The 15,208-nt window shown below is 72.9% G+C and carries 16 protein-coding genes; 6 read left to right on the forward strand and 10 right to left on the reverse strand.

Features of this window, described 5'->3' with window-relative positions:
* Positions 1-8 precede the first annotated feature (8 nt).
* From AB0L37_RS29790 to AB0L37_RS29810, 5 genes are all read right to left on the reverse strand, one after another.
* Positions 9-1,313 carry an ATP-grasp domain-containing protein gene (locus tag AB0L37_RS29790; protein WP_365512082.1) on the reverse strand — a complete coding sequence of 435 codons (1,305 nt, stop codon included), beginning with the start codon at positions 1,311-1,313 and terminating at the stop codon, positions 9-11.
* An 80-nt stretch (positions 1,314-1,393) separates the two neighbouring features.
* Positions 1,394-2,446 (reverse strand): YihY/virulence factor BrkB family protein, encoded by a 1,053-nt coding sequence (locus AB0L37_RS29795; protein ID WP_365512084.1) that lies wholly within the window; start codon positions 2,444-2,446, stop codon positions 1,394-1,396.
* Entirely contained in the window at positions 2,436-2,657 is a 222-nt protein-coding gene (locus tag AB0L37_RS29800; protein WP_365512087.1) for a hypothetical protein, read from the reverse strand. The genes AB0L37_RS29795 and AB0L37_RS29800 overlap by 11 nt, the downstream gene beginning before the upstream one ends.
* Positions 2,658-2,702: 45 nt before the next feature.
* Positions 2,703-4,232, reverse strand: coding sequence for an FAD-dependent oxidoreductase (locus tag AB0L37_RS29805; protein WP_365512090.1), 1,530 nt, complete (start codon positions 4,230-4,232; stop codon positions 2,703-2,705).
* Between the two features lie 39 nt (positions 4,233-4,271).
* Positions 4,272-5,465 carry an aromatic acid exporter family protein gene (locus AB0L37_RS29810; RefSeq protein WP_365512093.1) on the reverse strand — a complete coding sequence of 398 codons (1,194 nt, stop codon included), beginning with the start codon at positions 5,463-5,465 and terminating at the stop codon, positions 4,272-4,274.
* A gap of 161 nt (positions 5,466-5,626) precedes the next feature.
* Here AB0L37_RS29810 and AB0L37_RS29815 point away from each other — a divergent pair, with 161 nt between their 5' ends.
* From AB0L37_RS29815 to AB0L37_RS29830, 4 genes are all read left to right on the forward strand, one after another.
* The gene (locus AB0L37_RS29815) at positions 5,627-6,661 is read left to right on the forward strand and encodes an iron-containing redox enzyme family protein (protein WP_365512096.1); all 1,035 of its coding nucleotides are present in this window, start codon (positions 5,627-5,629) and stop codon (positions 6,659-6,661) included.
* The gene (locus AB0L37_RS29820; RefSeq protein ID WP_365512099.1) at positions 6,658-7,317 is read left to right on the forward strand and encodes a HemK2/MTQ2 family protein methyltransferase; all 660 of its coding nucleotides are present in this window, start codon (positions 6,658-6,660) and stop codon (positions 7,315-7,317) included. Before AB0L37_RS29815 ends, AB0L37_RS29820 begins: the two co-directional genes overlap by 4 nt.
* The gene (locus tag AB0L37_RS29825; protein WP_365512102.1) at positions 7,298-7,543 is read left to right on the forward strand and encodes a CDGSH iron-sulfur domain-containing protein; all 246 of its coding nucleotides are present in this window, start codon (positions 7,298-7,300) and stop codon (positions 7,541-7,543) included. Before AB0L37_RS29820 ends, AB0L37_RS29825 begins: the two co-directional genes overlap by 20 nt.
* A gap of 68 nt (positions 7,544-7,611) precedes the next feature.
* Positions 7,612-9,087: an aminotransferase class I/II-fold pyridoxal phosphate-dependent enzyme gene (locus AB0L37_RS29830; protein WP_365512105.1), complete on the forward strand. Its 1,476-nt coding sequence runs from the start codon at positions 7,612-7,614 to the stop codon at positions 9,085-9,087.
* 19 nt (positions 9,088-9,106) lie between these two features.
* On the opposite strand, the gene AB0L37_RS29835 is transcribed toward AB0L37_RS29830, so the two are convergent.
* From AB0L37_RS29835 to AB0L37_RS29845, 3 genes are all read right to left on the reverse strand, one after another.
* Positions 9,107-10,093, reverse strand: a complete 987-nt coding sequence (locus AB0L37_RS29835; protein WP_365512108.1) for a 2OG-Fe(II) oxygenase family protein — start codon at positions 10,091-10,093, stop codon at positions 9,107-9,109.
* Between the two features lie 218 nt (positions 10,094-10,311).
* Positions 10,312-11,628, reverse strand: a complete 1,317-nt coding sequence (locus AB0L37_RS29840; RefSeq protein ID WP_365512111.1) for an amidohydrolase family protein — start codon at positions 11,626-11,628, stop codon at positions 10,312-10,314.
* Positions 11,625-12,962, reverse strand: a complete 1,338-nt coding sequence (locus AB0L37_RS29845; RefSeq protein ID WP_365512114.1) for a nucleobase:cation symporter-2 family protein — start codon at positions 12,960-12,962, stop codon at positions 11,625-11,627. Before AB0L37_RS29845 ends, AB0L37_RS29840 begins: the two co-directional genes overlap by 4 nt.
* A gap of 235 nt (positions 12,963-13,197) precedes the next feature.
* Here AB0L37_RS29845 and AB0L37_RS29850 point away from each other — a divergent pair, with 235 nt between their 5' ends.
* Positions 13,198-13,695, forward strand: coding sequence for a hypothetical protein (locus AB0L37_RS29850; RefSeq protein ID WP_365512117.1), 498 nt, complete (start codon positions 13,198-13,200; stop codon positions 13,693-13,695).
* A 27-nt stretch (positions 13,696-13,722) separates the two neighbouring features.
* Here AB0L37_RS29850 and AB0L37_RS29855 read toward each other — a convergent pair whose 3' ends face one another.
* Together AB0L37_RS29855 and AB0L37_RS29860 are read right to left on the reverse strand one after the other, a co-directional pair.
* Entirely contained in the window at positions 13,723-14,139 is a 417-nt protein-coding gene (locus AB0L37_RS29855) for a VOC family protein (RefSeq protein WP_365512120.1), read from the reverse strand.
* A gap of 37 nt (positions 14,140-14,176) precedes the next feature.
* Positions 14,177-14,524: a helix-turn-helix transcriptional regulator gene (locus AB0L37_RS29860; protein WP_365512347.1), complete on the reverse strand. Its 348-nt coding sequence runs from the start codon at positions 14,522-14,524 to the stop codon at positions 14,177-14,179.
* Between the two features lie 148 nt (positions 14,525-14,672).
* Here AB0L37_RS29860 and AB0L37_RS29865 point away from each other — a divergent pair, with 148 nt between their 5' ends.
* Positions 14,673-15,107 (forward strand): VOC family protein, encoded by a 435-nt coding sequence (locus AB0L37_RS29865; RefSeq protein WP_365512123.1) that lies wholly within the window; start codon positions 14,673-14,675, stop codon positions 15,105-15,107.
* Positions 15,108-15,208: the final 101 nt, after the last annotated feature.

A 15,208-nucleotide genomic window follows, 5' to 3' on the forward strand; every position in this document is an offset into this window, starting at 1 on the left:
GAGCGCTCTCAAGAAGGGTTGTTCGGTTCGTCCGGGGTGTCGAAGCCGAGGCGCAGCGCGGCGACGCAGCGGTCGTACTTCTCGCGCAGCTCCTCCTCGCTGTCGCCGCCGGTGAAGATGTGCGCCACCTCGTAGCTGTAGCTGTCCTGTTGGCCGATGTCGGACAGCCGCTGCGCCTCGTGCGGGACGACGTCGATGCGCACGCCGGGGATCTCCCGCTCGATCCGGGCGATCTCGTGCGGCGGCGGCACCTCGTGCACGACGCCGTCGGTGAACCAGCGGTAGTACCACTTGGCGGCGAGCGCGTACTTGCCCTGCCGGTGCGGCAGTGTCGGGTCGTCGCCGAGGGCGAGGGCGAGCATGCAGTGGTGGTTGGGCACGCCGTCGACGTACTCGAACAGCTCGGCGTGCGACTGGGAGTGGCGCGGGTTGATCTCCAGGATCGCGGTGGTGTCGGTGGCCGGGTCGTGGAAGAACTCGATGCTGAACGTCGCCTCCGACCAGCCCAGGTGCGTCATCACCCGCCCGGCCACGTCCCGCAGCCGCTGCTGCACCTGCTCGGGCAGTGCCGAGGGGTACTGGTGGCGCAGAAAGCTGGTGGAATCCGGGTAGTTGATCGAGTCGAGGACGCCGTACACCGTCGCCTCGCCGTCGTGGACGTATCCCTCGACGGCGACCTGTACGCCGTTGAGCGTCTCCTCCGCGAGGCACACCTGGCCGCCGACGCCGTCCATCTCCGGGGGCAGGTCGAGCTGTTCGAGGATGTACTCGAAGGGGCGGCCGACCCGGTGGATGCCCTTGCCGATCTCCTCGACGGCCGTCCGGAACTCCGCCATGTCCTCGACTCCGTAGGCGAGTTCGGAGGAGTACGACAGGGCGGGCTTGAGCCACATCGGGAAGCGCAGGCCCTCCGGCGGGCGCGGGTCGTCGGCGTCCAGATCGACGCGGCCGAACCGCGGATGCTCGGTGACGACCTCTTCCTGGACAAGCCGACTCCAGTACTTGTGCTCGCACTTGACGACCGACTCCAGGCTCGTGGCCGGCGTGCCGTACTCCTTCGCGAGGATCGCCACCATCGTGCTCACCGGGAAGTCCCAGTATCCGACGATCGCGTCCACGGGCTCCTCGAAGGCGTCGAGCACGGCGCGCGCCCGGTCGAGCAGTTCGGGCACGCGCACCTCGCCCTCCTGCAACTCCTCGATCGTGAGGAGCTGGTGGAAGACCAGGTCGCGGGCGCCGGCCGCTGCGCGCAGCGTCGGCAGGTTGGCCTCGTCGAGGCCGAGCACGAAGACGTTCTGGGGGCGATTGCTCACGGACGGCTCCAGAGGGGGAGGGGTCGGTGGTCGGTCGCGGCTGGGTACCCAGCCGCGACCTGGGCACACGTGGCGGCCGGCTACTCGCCGGGTTCGGCCAGGCCCTGACGGCGGCGCAGGCCCGGCGGCCACTTGCGGGTGTCGCGGGGTTCCACGTAGGGCTCCTCGCCCTCGGGGAGACCACCGCTGATGGCGCGCTGGCGGGCCAGCTCGGCGTCGAACTCCAGGCCCAGCAGGATCGCGAGGTTCGACAGCCACAGCCAGATCAGGAAGATGATGACGCCCGCGAGTGCGCCGTACGTCTTGTTGTACGAGGCGAAGTTGGCGACGTAGAGCGCGAAACCGCCCGACGCGACCAGCCAGAGCAGGACCGCGAGCAGACTGCCGGGGCTCAGCCAACGGAAGCCGGGGCCACGGACGTTGGGGGCGCGCCAGAACAGCAGCGCCACCATCAGGACGACCAGGATGAGGAGCACCGGCCACTTCGCGATGTTCCACGTCGTGACCGCCGCGTCGCCCACCCCGATCGCGTCACCGGCCCGCTCCGCCAGCGGCCCGGTGAACACGACGATCGTCGCGCTCACCGCGAGCAGCACCATCAGCGTGACGGTCAACGCGAGCCGCAGCGGCGTCAGTTTCCACACCGGCCGCCCCTCCGGGGTGTCGTACACGGCGTTCGCGGTGCGGATGAACGCGGCGACGTACCCCGACGCCGACCACACGGCCGCCACCAGGCTCACCGCCGCGACGACCCCGCTGGTGCCGCCGCTGTCCTGCAACTGCCGCACCGAGTCGTCGAGCAGGTCACGGACCGGGCCCGGCGTGAGCTGCCTGAGGTTGTCCAGGACCTTGTGCGTCGCCGTCTCCCCGGCGACGCCGAGCAGCGAGACCAGGACGAGCAGCGCCGGGAACAGCGACAGGACGCCGTAGTAGGTGAGGGCCGCGGCGCGGTCGGGCAGGTCGTCGTCGAGGAACTCCTTGCCGGTGCGGCGCAGCACCGCGAGCCAGGAGCGCGCGGGCAGATCGGTCGGGTCGTCGGGCTCGGCGGAGGTGTCCGGCTCGGCGGCGGTGCCCGGTGCGGTGGTGTTGTCCGGCGCGTCGGGGCGCCCGGGATCGTCCGTGTCACTCGCCATGGGCCTGCTCCTGCGCCTCCTCGTTGGGCGTGACGGCGTCGCCGCTCTCCCCGCGCCGGCGGTCCTTCTCCGCACGGTGGCGCGGGTCCGTCTGGGACTCCTCGAACTCCTCCAGGACGCTCTCCGTCGCTGTCCGGGCCGAGTCCGCCCCGGCGCCTGTGCCTGAGCCCGTGCCGGTTGCGCTGTCGTGCTGACGCTTCTCGTGAGTCATGACGCTCCCTCAAGTACGGGTTGCGGGTGGGGGGTTGAGCGTGGTTCAGATGTCGCGCTGCTGGAGCGGGCGGACGGCGGGACCCTCGATGACCCGGCCGTCCGGGTCGAACCGGGAGCCGTGGCACGGGCACTCCCAGGCCCGCTCCGCCGCGTTGAACGCGACCAGGCAGCCCAGGTGGGTGCAGCGCGCGGACACGGCGTGCAGCTTGCCGTCGCCGTCGCGGTACACGGCGGTGCGCCCCTCCGGCGTGCGCAGCACCGCCCCGGTGTCCGGGGGCAGCCGGTCGGCGGAGTCGACGTCCGGGGACCGCAGCCGGTCGCCGACGAAGTGGGCGGCGACATCGGCCTGTTGCTTGAGCAGGCTCGGCGCCTCGCGCAGCAGCGGCCGCACCCGGCGCGGGTCGTACAGCTCCGCCCAGGCGGGCTTCTCGCGGCCCGTGATGAGCGCGGTGAGCAGCGAGCCCGCCACGATGCCGCCGCTCAGACCCCAGCCGCCGAACCCGGTGGCGACGTACGTGTGCCGGGCTCCCGGGTGCAGGGGTCCGACGAGCGGCACCGTGTCGGAGGGGAACGCGTCCTGCGTCGCCCAGCGGTAGCGCGGCTCGGCGCCGGGGAAGTGCTTCTCGACCCAGCCGGTGAGCCGCTCGAAGCGGCGCTGCGTGTCACCGGTGCCGGGCGTGAACTTCTCCCCGGTGGCGATGAGCAGCCGCTGCCCGTCCTTGTACGGGGCGGTGCGCACCGACCGTGTGCGGTCCTCGGGCGTGAGGTACATGCCGTGCGGATCGCGGTCCGCGTCGATCGGCGCCGCCACCACCAGCTCACGGCGGGGTGCGAGCCGCGCGAACAGCAGGGCCCGGTCGAAGACGGGGTAGTGCGTGGCGACGACCACGTCTCGGGCGCTCACCACGGCCCCGTCCTCGGTCGTCACCCGGCACGCGCCGTCCTCCTCATCGAGGTCCGTGACCCTGGTCTCTTCGTGCAGCAGGGCGCCGCGCGCGTGCAGGTCGTCGGCGAGCCCGAGCAGGTACTTGCGCGGATGGAACTGCGCCTGCCCGGTGACCCGCACCGCCCCCGAGACCTCGAAGGGCAGGCCGGTCGAGGTGACGAACGACGCCGCGAGCCCGGCGTCGCGCGCCGCCTCGGCCTCGGCCCGCACGGCGGACAGGTAGCGGTCGCCGGTCGCGTACGTATAGGCGTCGGCGCGCTCCAACTCGCAGTCCACGCCGAGGAGTTCGGAGATCTCCCAGGCGTGCTCGACCGCCTCGGTCTGCGAGCGGGCGTACAGGCGGGCGGCCTCCGCGCCCCGGGTGCGCCGCAGTGTGTCGTAGACGAGCGTGTGCAGCACGGACAGCTTGGCCGACGTGTGGCCGGTGACGCCCTCGGCGATCCGTCCCGCTTCCAGGACCGCCACGCTCAGCCCCGCGCGGGTCAGCTCCCACGCGGTGCTCAGCCCGGCGATGCCCGCGCCGATGACGGCGACGTCGACGCTCACGTCCCGCTCCAGCGGCGGGTGGCGGCGGCCGGGCGCGGACTCGATCCAGTACGAGTCGGTGGCGTATACGTTCTCGCTCATGTCCGCCGGGTCCCCCCGAACGTGCTGCTCACGCGTCTTTTACGGGGATGCGCCCGATGCCTCGTACAAGGATCCGGAACCGGCCGCGGCGTGATCCGTGGCCGTCGCCAGGTCGTCGAGCAGGCGGGTGGTCGCCGCCGTCAGCTCGCCGAGCGCGGCCGAGGGACCGTGATCGGGGTCGCTGAGCAGTGCCGCGAGCGTGCGGGCCGCCTCGCGGGCCTCGTCGAGCGCCTGCACCGCCTGCTCGGTGGCCCCGGGGTCCTCGGCGTCCCGCGCGCCGCCGCCGCTGCGGTCCGCGTCGGCCGCGCAGGCCCGTCCGGCCGACCGCAGCAGCGAGGCCAGGGCCGCGAGCGACCGGTCCGTCGGAGCCGCGAAGGGGGAGCGCTCCGAAGCGCTCTCGGCGAGCGAGCGCAGCGCCGTCGCCAGATGGTCGGCGACCCGCGCCCAGGCGAGGTCGCCCGGCGGCGGGGCAGGCGGCCGGCGGCGCAGGCGGCGGCCCGGGTTGAACCGCAGCCCTTCCTCGGCGCGCCGCCGGGCCGCGCGCAACTCGGCCACCGTCGAGCCGAGCCGCAGCGCCCGCGCGTGCCACTCCTCCGCGTCCGCCGCCCCGTACCCGGCGTCGATCCCGTCCGCGACGTCCCGCAACAGCTCCGCGCAGTCGGCGGGCGCCCGCGCGCGCAGCCGGGACACGTCGGCGGTGTGCACCGGGGGCAGCACGAACGCGTTCACGAGGACGCCGACGACCGCGCCGAGCAGCGTCTCCAGGAGCCGGTGCAGGATCTCCACGGGCGCGTAACTGCCGTAGGCGAGGACGAACAGGGCGGCCGTCGGCGCGTACCAGCCCTGGTCGCCGAAGCGCCCGTACGAGCCGAGCAGCACCGTGACCGGCAGCGCGATGGCGAGGGCTCCCATCAGGTTCCCGGTCAGCGCCGCCGACGCCGCCGCGACCAGGGTGGCGGCCGCGACGACCACGAACTGCTGCACCGCCGACCGTACCGAGCGGTACACCGTGGTCTGCACGAGCACCACCGCGGTCCACGGCGCGAGCAGCGCCATGGGCGCCTCCCACCACCAGCCGGCCAGCGCCCACGCGAGGAGAGCCGCGCCCGCCGCCTTGAGGGCCTGTACGGCCGTGGCCCGTTCCGGCCCGGCTCGCGTGACGGCGCGGCGCGCGGAACGGGCGATGTCCCGTATCTCCTGGACCGGGGCCGCGAGCCCCCGGATACGCGGCATGATGCGGGCCTCCCGGGTCGACGGGGCTGATGGCTTACAGGGTCCTGGGTTCATGGGTCCACGACCGGCGATGATCGTGACCGAGCCGGGTTCCCCGACCGCCCGCGGTTGAAACAGTGCAGGTCGGGAGTGGTGCGGGCGGAGCCGGGTACTCGGCGGCCATGCGTATCGACCAGGCCGCGGCCGCGGCCACGAAGGAGCGGGAACCGGCCCTGCCGACCGCGCGGGGGCCGATCTCCGCGGCCGTCGTCGCCGCACTGCGGGACGCGGCCCACCCCCTGCCCGAGCCGGCCACGATCTCCTGCGCCGACCCCTTCGGCGACGACGTCCAGCTCGCTCTGTACGTCTGCTACGAACTCCACTACCGCGGCTTCGCCGACGTCCCCGCCGAACGCGAATGGGACCCGGAGATCCTCCGCGTACGAGGCGAGCTGGAGTGGCCGTTCCTGCGAGAGCTGCGCACCCGCGCCACCCGCCACGCCCACGCCCGCGACGCCCTCGACGAGCTGCTGGCGGAACCGGCGGACGGCGACGGCATCAGCCACTTCCTGCGCGATCGCGGGGAGCTGTGGCAGCTGCGCGAGTACGCCGCCCACCGCTCGCTCTACCACCTCAAGGAAGCCGACCCGCACGCCTGGGTGCTGCCGCGACTGCGCGGCCGGGCCAAGGCGGGGATGGCCGCCATCGAGTTCGACGAGTTCGGCGGCGGACGCGCCGACCGGGTGCACGCCCGCCTCTTCGCCGACCTCATGGCCGACCTGGACCTCGACACCACCTATGGCCACTACCTGGACGCCGGCTCGGCCGAGGCGCTCGCCCTGGTCAACCTGATGTCCCTGTTCGGCCTGCACCGCTCGCTGCGCGGCGCGCTCGTCGGGCACTTCGCCGCCGTCGAGATCACCTCGTCCCCGGGTTCGCGGCGGCTTGCGCAGGCGCTGCGCCGCGTGGGGGCGGGTGAGCGGGCCGTCTTCTTCTACGACGAACACGTGGAGGCCGACGCCGTGCACGAACAGGTCGTGCGGCACGAGGTCGTCGACGGCCTCCTCGACCAGGAACCCGCCCTCGACGGCGACGTCGCGTTCGGCGCCGACGCCACGGGCTGGCTGGAGGACCGGTTCGCAGAGCGGCTGCGGGCGGCCTGGGACGCGGGGGAGTCGTCCCTGCGGACGGGGGACCTCACGGGAGACGCGACATGACCACTCCGCTGCTCACCCTGCCCGGCGTCTACGCCCCGCAGCACGACACGCACCTGCTCGCCGCCGAACTGGACCGCGAACCGTCGCTGGCCGGCGCCGACGTGCTCGACATCGGGACCGGGTCCGGCGCGGTCGCACTCGCCGCCGCCGAACGGGGCGCGCGCGTCACCGCCGTCGACATCTCCTGGCGGGCCGTGCTCACCGCCCGCCTGAACGCCCGCCTGTCCCGGCTGCCGCTGCGCGTCCTGCGCGGCGACCTGTTCACCCCCGTCGCGGGCCGCACCTTCGACCTCGTCCTCGCCAACCCGCCCTACGTGCCCGCCCCCTCGGCCCGCCTCCCGCACCGCGGACCGGCCCGCGCCTGGGACGCGGGCCGCGACGGACGTCTCGTCCTCGACCGGATCTGCCACGGCGCCCCGGACCTGCTGCGCCCCGGCGGCACGCTGCTCCTCGTGCACTCGGCGCTGAGCGCCCCCGACCGCACCCTCGACCTGCTCCGGGGGCACGGCCTGCACGCCTCGCTGGTGCGGCGCCGCTGGGTCCCGTTCGGGCCCGTGCTCACCGGACGCCACGCATGGCTCCTGGAACAGCAGCTGCTCGCCCCGGAGCAGACGAGGGAAGGGCTGGTGGTCATCCGTGCCGAACGAACCGACTGAGCCGGACGCACCGGCGGCCCCGGAGCGACCTGACCGCGGCGCCACACGCATCACGGCCCGACGCGACAACGGGCCCCTCCTCGTGGAGGGCCCCGTGGAGATCACCCTCGACGACGGCACCACCGTGACCTCCGACCGCTTCCTCGTCGCCGTCTGCACCTGCCGCCGCAGCCGCCGCTACCCGTGGTGCGACGCCAGCCACCGCCGGGTACGGCGCACGGAGTGACGACGGACCGCCCGTGACGCCCACGGGACAGGGGGCATGAACAGGCCCGACGCCGGTACTCGCCCGGCATGGATCACACCGCCGCCCCCGTTCTCGAAGCCCTGGACTCCTACCGCTCGCACGGCCGCCTCGCCTTCACGCCGCCCGGCCACAAACAGGCCAGGGGCGCCGACGAACAGGCCAGAAGGGTGCTGGGGGACGCCGTCTTCCACTCCGACGTCCTCGCCTCCGGCGGCCTCGACGACCGCCGCACCCGCGGGCACATCCTGGAGCGCGCCGAGGAGCTGATGGCCGACGCGGTCCACGCCGACCACACGTTCTTCACCACGTGCGGCAGCTCGCTGTCCGTGAAGGCCGCGATGCTGGCCGTCGCCGGACCTCATCAGCAGCTCCTCATCGGCCGCGACGCCCACAAGTCCGTCGTCAGCGGTCTGATCCTGTGCGGCATCGACCCCGTCTGGGTCGACCCGCAGTGGGACGCCGAGCGCGGCCTCGCGCACCCGCCGTCCGCGGAGGCGTACGAGGAGGCCTTCGAGCGGCATCCCCGGGCGCGCGGCGCGCTGGTCACCAGCCCGACGCCGTACGGCACCGCCGCCGATCTCGCCGCCCTCGCCGACGTCTGCCACGCGCGCGGCCTCCCGCTCATCGTCGACGAGGCGTGGGGCGCCCACCTGCCGTTCCACCCCGACCTGCCGGCCTGGGCGATGGACGCGGGCGCCGACGTCTGCGTGACCAGCATCCACAAGATGGGCAGCGGCCTGGAACAGGGCTCGGTGTTCCATCTGCGCGGCGACCTCATCGACCCGGCGACCCTCACCTCCCGCGCCGACCTGCTCGGCACCACCAGCCCGTCCGTCCTCATCTACGCCGGACTCGACGGCTGGCGCCGCCAGATGAAGCTCAACGGTCACCAACTCCTCGACGACGCCCTGCGGTTGGCGTACGACACCCGCAAGGCGATCGAGAAGATCCCCGGCCTGAGCGTGTACGGCACCGAGGAACTCACCGGCCCCGGGCGGGCCGCGGCCCTCGACCCGCTGCCGATCACCATCGACGTCAGCGACCTCGGCACCACCGGCTACCGCGTCGCCGACTGGCTCCGTGCACGCCGCTCCCTCGACGTGCACATCGCCGACCACCGCAGGGTCGCCGCCCAGCTCACCTACGCCGACTCCGCGGCGACGGCGGCCGCCCTCGTCGACGGCCTGCGGGACGTCGCCGCCCACCGCGACGAACTGCGCGACGCCCCCACGGTGGCCGTCCCCAAGCCCTCCGAACTCCGCCTGGAACAAGCCCTGTTGCCCCGCGACGCCTACTTCGGCCCCGTGGCGCAGATCCCCCTCGAACAGGCGCCGGGCCGGATCGCGGCGGAGATGGCCACCCCGTACCCGCCGGGCATCCCGGCGGTCCTCCCGGGAGAACGGATCAACGAACCCGTGGTGGAGTACCTGCGCACCGGGATCGCGGCGGGCATGAACATCCCGGACACGGCGGACACGTCACTGCGGACGATCCGGGTCGTGGCCGAGGACCACGGAGACTGACCCGGACCAAGGGGCCCGCCTAGCGGGCGAAGTTGGCCGCGATCCGCTGCCGGATGTACTCGGCCGCCGTGATCGGCGGATAGCGGCGTTGCGGCCCCTCGATCACCGCGTCACGGTCGGCCTGGGCGAAGAAGGCGATGCTGTAGCGGGCCGAGCGGTCGTCCTGCGGGCCCGGCGACTTCACCCGGTGGAAGTTCGACGGCAGCCGGTCGTCGCTCCACCGCGTCAGCATGTCCCCGATGTTGCAGGTGATGACGGCATCGGCCGGCTCCACCGGCGTCCACTCCTGCGCCTCGGCCTCCTTGCCCGGGCACACCTGCAACCCGCCCTGCCCGTCGCGCTGGAACAGCAGCGTCAGACAGTCGAAGTCGGTGTGCGCGCCGGCCCGCCAGACGTCCGCGGGGATCACCGCGTCGTCCGGCACCGCGAAGTAGTGCAGCATCCGCAGCGTCGACTGGTACTCGGGGCGCGCCGGGTCGTGGGCGGCCGCGAAGAACCCCTGCTCCATGCCCAGCTTCGTTGCGAAGCAGTCCAGTACGCGCATCGCGAGGTCCCGGCAGCGCGCCTCGAAGGCGAGGGTGCGCTCACGGAAGCCGGGCAGCACGTCGTCCGGCCACAGGCCGCCCATGTGCGGCCGGGTGACCTGGTACGACTCCTTCTGGTCCGGCGTGCCGACCGAGGGGCGGACCTGGGTCATGGACTCCCAGCCCGAGTTGAGGCCCTTCTTGAGGGCGTGCCGCGCCTTGGTCTCCTCCGGCAGCGCGAAGAAGCGGGCCGCGTCCGCGAACGCCCCGTCCACGAAGGGGAGTTCGATGCCGTGGTTCACCAGCTGGAAGAAGCCGATGTCGGTCGCGGCCGCCCACAGCTCCTCGGTGATCTCGGCGGTTCGGTGCTCGAAGTCGGTGAGGTCGATCCGGCGGATCTCCCGGGCGGAGGTCTCCGTCCCGGCCCCGCCCATGCGGGTCTCCTTGTCCAGCTCGGCCAGTTCGTACGTGGTGTCGGTCATCGCGGCTGTCGCTCCTCGAAGCGCCTCGTGGGTCCTGTGGGATGCAGTCACCGCCCCTGCGATCCCCACCGCGGACGCTCAGAGGTCCGCGGGCACGGTCACGGCGGACCCTCCTGCGGGCCCGGCGCCGTGGGCTGGCGCGGGCCCCGGAGACCACCGGGACCCGCACGCGATGCGCTCAGCCTGCCCGGCGTGTGTTACCGCCGGGGATCACCGTGTTACGCGGCCGTAAAGCCGAGGCCGGCCGCCAACTCCTTCGAGGGCAGGCGCACATGCTCGCCGTCGCGCACCAGGACCTCCCCGCCGACCATGACCGCCGCGACCGTCCGGCTGCCCGCGCACGTCAGCAGCGTCGCCCCCGGATCCCGTACCGGAAGCACCGCGTAGTCCCGCTCGAAGCGGTGCAGGACCAGGTCCGCCTGCATGCCGACCTGGACGCCGGCCGGGCGTTCCTCCAGGCCGAGCACCCGGTTGGCGCCGTTCGCGGCGAGCGCGAACATCTCAGGGAAGCCGAACAGGTCGGCCTTGCGGTGCGCCGCCCGCTGGAGGTACGCGCCGATGCGCAGCGCCTCCAGGATGTCCTGCGTGTCGTTGCTGGCGGCGCCGTCGACCCCGAGCCCGACCCGGAGCCCCGCCGCCAGCATCTGCGGCACCGGGGCGATGCCGCTGCCGAGCCGCATGTTGCTGAGCGGGTTGTAGGAGACGCCGACGCCGTGCCGGGCGAGCGTGGCCTGCCCCGCCGCGTCCAGCTCGACGCAGTGCACGGCGAGCAGCCGCTCCCACAGGAACCCGGCCTGCTCCAGATACGCGACCGCGCCCACCCCGGCGTGCTCGCGGCACATGGTGTCGTCCGTCGCCGTCTCCAACAGGTGCAGGGATACGGGGAGTTCGCGTTCGTCGGCGTACGCGCGCACCTGCGCCATGCCCGCCGGGGTCAGGCAGCGCGGGTTCGGCACGGCGAGGCCCAGGGAGACCCGGCTGCCGTGCGCGGCGGCGATCAGGTCGTCGGTGTGGGAGAGGGCCTCGTCGACCGGCTGCATCAGGCGCGGGTCGAACCCCCACCGTCGGCTGCCGTCGGCCCGGTCGGCGACCCCCCGGGCGAGGACCGCGCGTACACCGCTGTCGCGCAGCGCCCGCAGCACCGCGTCGTGCACCTCGGTCGAGGGGTGCGGCCACATGTGCTCGACGAGCGTGGTGGTGCCGCTGCGCAGCGCCTCCGCCGCGGCGGCCGCCGCCGTCGCGTACGCGCGCTCGGGGGTGAGCAGCGCCGCCTCGTCGCCGACGGCGCTCAGCCACGCGAGCAGCGGCAGCCCTTCGCCGATGCCGCGCAGGCCCGCCTGGAAGAGATGGGTGTGCGTGTTGACGAGCCCGGGAGTGAGATGCCCGCCGGAACCGTCCACCACCTGCTCTCCGTAAGGGAGTTCACCGTGCGGTACCAGAGCGCCGACGCGCCCGCCGGCCAGATGGACGTCCACTCCCTCGCGCCACACGCCGTCGCTGTAGACGGTGACATCGGTGATCGTGTCGACGGTCATGCGACCACGTCCTCTCGTGCGCGGCGCGGCGCCGTGTGGTGGAACAGCAGGTTCAGGGAGAACGCGACGATGCCGGTGACGGCGATGCCGCTGTCCAGGACCGTGCGCGCGTAGGAGGGCAGCGGCGCGTAGAAGTCCGGCGCGCCGACCGGGATCATGCCGAGCCCGAAGGCGAGCGCGACGGTCAGCAGGTTGCGGGCGTCGGTGAGATCCGCGCGGGCCAGGATCCGCAGGCCGACCGCGCCGACCATCCCGAACATCACCAGGGACACCCCGCCGAGCACCGGACCCGGCACCGCGGCGACGGCCGCGCCGAGCACCGGCACGAAGGCGAGGACGACCATCAACACCCCGGACAGGGCCACGACATGGCGGCTGCGCACCCGCGTCACACTGACCAGGCCGACCGACTGCCCGAACGTCACGATGGGGAACGAGGCGAGCGCCCCGGACACTACGGTCGCCGCGCCGTCCGCGCGCAGCGCCCGTACGACGGTCGGCGCATCGTCGCCCCGGCCGACGATCTGTCCGACGGCGAGGGTGTCGCCCACCGACTCCACCATGTTCACCAACTGCACGACGAGCATCGCGACGATCGCCGGGACGACGAACGTGGGCGCCCCGAACGCGGTCGGGTCCGGCGCCGTCACCGCCTTCGCCTCCGTGACCCCCGAGCCGTCGAACAGGCCCAGGGGCAGGGCGAGTACGGTGCCCACGGCCATCGCCACGAGCACCGAGAAACGGGCGATCGCGGGCGGCGCGAGACGCTCCACGAGCACGACGAGCAGCACCGTCGCCGCTGCCAGTGCGAGCCCGCGCCCGCCGCTGCCGCCCTCCCCGCCGGTCACGAGGCCGGCCGCCGACGGCACGAGCGAGAACCCGATCACGGCGATCACGGTCCCCGTCACCAGCGGCGGGAACAGGTGCAGCCATCGCCCGAACCACGGCGCGACCGCCACCGTCACCAGGCCGGAGACGATCGTCGCCCCGAACACGGCGGCGAGCCCGTGCTCCGCGCCGATCAGGATCGCGGGCGTGATCGCGGTGAACGTCGACCCCATGACGATCGGAAGCCGCGCCCCGAACCACTTGAACCCCATCGACTGAAGCACCGTCGCAAGCCCGCTCACCAGCAGGTTCGCGATGATCAGCAGCCGGATGCGGTCCTCGGGCAGATGCAGCGCGGTGCCCACGAGCAGCGGCATGGTGGCCATGCCGGCGTAGGCGACGAGCAGGTGTTGCAGACTCAGCGGCACCAGGCGGCGCAGCGGCGGGCGTACGTCGACCGGGTGCGGGTCCGGCGCGGGCGCGACGGCATGCGTGACGACAGCCATCGTTCCTCCCTGAAAGCTCGGCGGAAGACGGCTGGTTAGCGCCGGACACCGAGGACCGCCCCGCGCACACCGGCCGTTGCAGCCATGACCGGTGTGTGGGTGACCGTAGGGAGGGGGTGTTTCGAGCGCGTTGCGCGCAGGAAACCGTCAGAGCCGAGCCGAGCCGCGCGGGGCGGGGCCCGTTGCCGAGGCCGCTCCGGTCGACCGGGCCGGTCGGCGGGCGGACCATGGATCTATGAACGGCACACGCGTAACCGCAGCGGCCCGCCTCTCGGCTGTCGCCGTGATGAGCGCAGGCCTCCTCGCCACGGGCGCGGGCCTGTCAGCGGCGTCGGACGAGCCGGGTGCCTGGGGAGACACGATGCGGTGGAAGGACGGTCTGTCCGCCACCGTCTCCAAACCGGCGAAGTTCACGCCCACCGCGTACGCGGTGGGTCATGAGGCCGGTCACCAAGGGGTGAAGTGGCGGATCAAGGTGCACAACGGCACCGATGAACCGTTCCAGGCGAGTCTCATGTCGGTCTATGTGAAGGCGGGTGACGACGGCGATTCCTGCGAGGAGATCTTCGACGGGACCTTGGGCAGCGGCATCAGCGGCAGCGTGTCGCCTGGATCGTCCGGCACCGCCGAGTTCGCCTTCGACGTCCCACGCGGCGGGCTCGGCAAGGTCGATCTCGAGGTGGTGCCCGGGTTCGACTACGCGGGGCTGCACTGGGTCGGCAAGGTGCCGTAGGGGTGCCGCCCCGCGGTCGGCAGGGGGCTACTTCTTCAGTGTCTGGTTGAAGCGCAGCATGTTGCCCGACGGGTCGCGGAACGCGCAGTCGCGGACGCCGTAGGGCTGGTCCATGGGCTCCTGGAGGACTTCGCCGCCCGCGCCGCTGATCCGCTCGAACGCGGCGTCCACGTCGTCCGTGGTGAAGATGACGCCCCGCAGCAGGCCCTTCGCCATCAGCTCGGCCATGGTCCGGCGGTCGGAGTCCGACGCGTTCGGGTCGGCGAGCGGGGGTTCAAGGACGATGTTCACGTCGGGCTGCTCGGGCGAGCCGACCGTCACCCAGCGCATGCCCTCGAAGCCGACGTCGTTGCGGACCTCGAAGCCGAGCACGTCGCGGTAGAAGGCCAGCGCCTTGTCGTGGTCGTCGACGGCGATGAAGCATGTGGAAAGGTTGATGTCCATGCCGCCCACGCTACGGGCGGGCGGCACCCCGCGCTTCTCAGTTCCTGACCGGCCGCGTATGGATTTTCGCGATGCACGCGGGGATCGGCGCCCCGTCGGCGTGGTCGCGGGCCCGGTAGGCGCTCGGGCTCTCCCCGACGAGTTCGGTGAAACGCGAACTGAACGACCCCAGGGACGTACAGCCGACCGCGAAACAGACCTCCGTCACCGACAGGTCGCCGCGGCGCAGCAACGCCTTCGCGCGCTCGATGCGGCGCGTCATCAGATACGCGTACGGGGTCTCGCCGTACGCGGCGCGGAAGCTGCGGTGGAAGTGGCCCGGTGACATCAGGGCGTCCCGCGCGAGGGCGGGTACGTCGAGCGGTTCGGCGTACTCGCGGTCCATGCGGTCGCGGGCCCGCCGCAGCCGCACGAGATCGTCGAGGTCCTGCCGCTTCTCCTGACCGGTCACCCCTCCACGATCCCATACGCCGCCGCGCATCGATCAGGATTCGAGAAGCCCCGGGCCGGGCGCCCTGCCTAGCGTGAAAGCCATGGACACCAACGACAGCAACGTCAGCGACCTCACGATCCACTGGACCTTCCTCCCGCACGACGACCCGGAGGCCTCCCTCGCCTTCTACCGCGACATCCTCGGCTTCGAGATCCGCAAGGACGTCGGCTCCGGCGCGATGCGCTGGATCACCGTCGGCCCGGCCGGACAGCCGCAGACGTCGATCGTCCTGGAGCCGCCGGCCCTGGACCCGGGCATCACCGAGGACGAGCGCCGCACCATCGTCGAGATGATGGCCAAGGGCAGCTACGCCCGGCTCGTCCTCGCCACCGCCGACCTCGACGCCACGTACGCCCGGATCGAGGCGGCCGGCGCCGACGTCGTGCAGAAGCCGGCCGAGCAGCCGTACGGCATCCGCGACTGCGCCTTCCGCGACCCCGCCGGAAACCTGATCCGGATCAACCAGGCGGCCTGACGCCGCCCCGCGCGGGCCGGCCGGGACGATCCCGCCGTGCCCGCGCCGCCGCGCCGCAACCCGGCGATACTGCTCCGTGAGCCCGCCGCGCCCGACAGATG

This window comes from Streptomyces sp. NPDC052225, from assembly GCF_040679615.1.
Classification (GTDB): domain Bacteria; phylum Actinomycetota; class Actinomycetes; order Streptomycetales; family Streptomycetaceae; genus Streptomyces.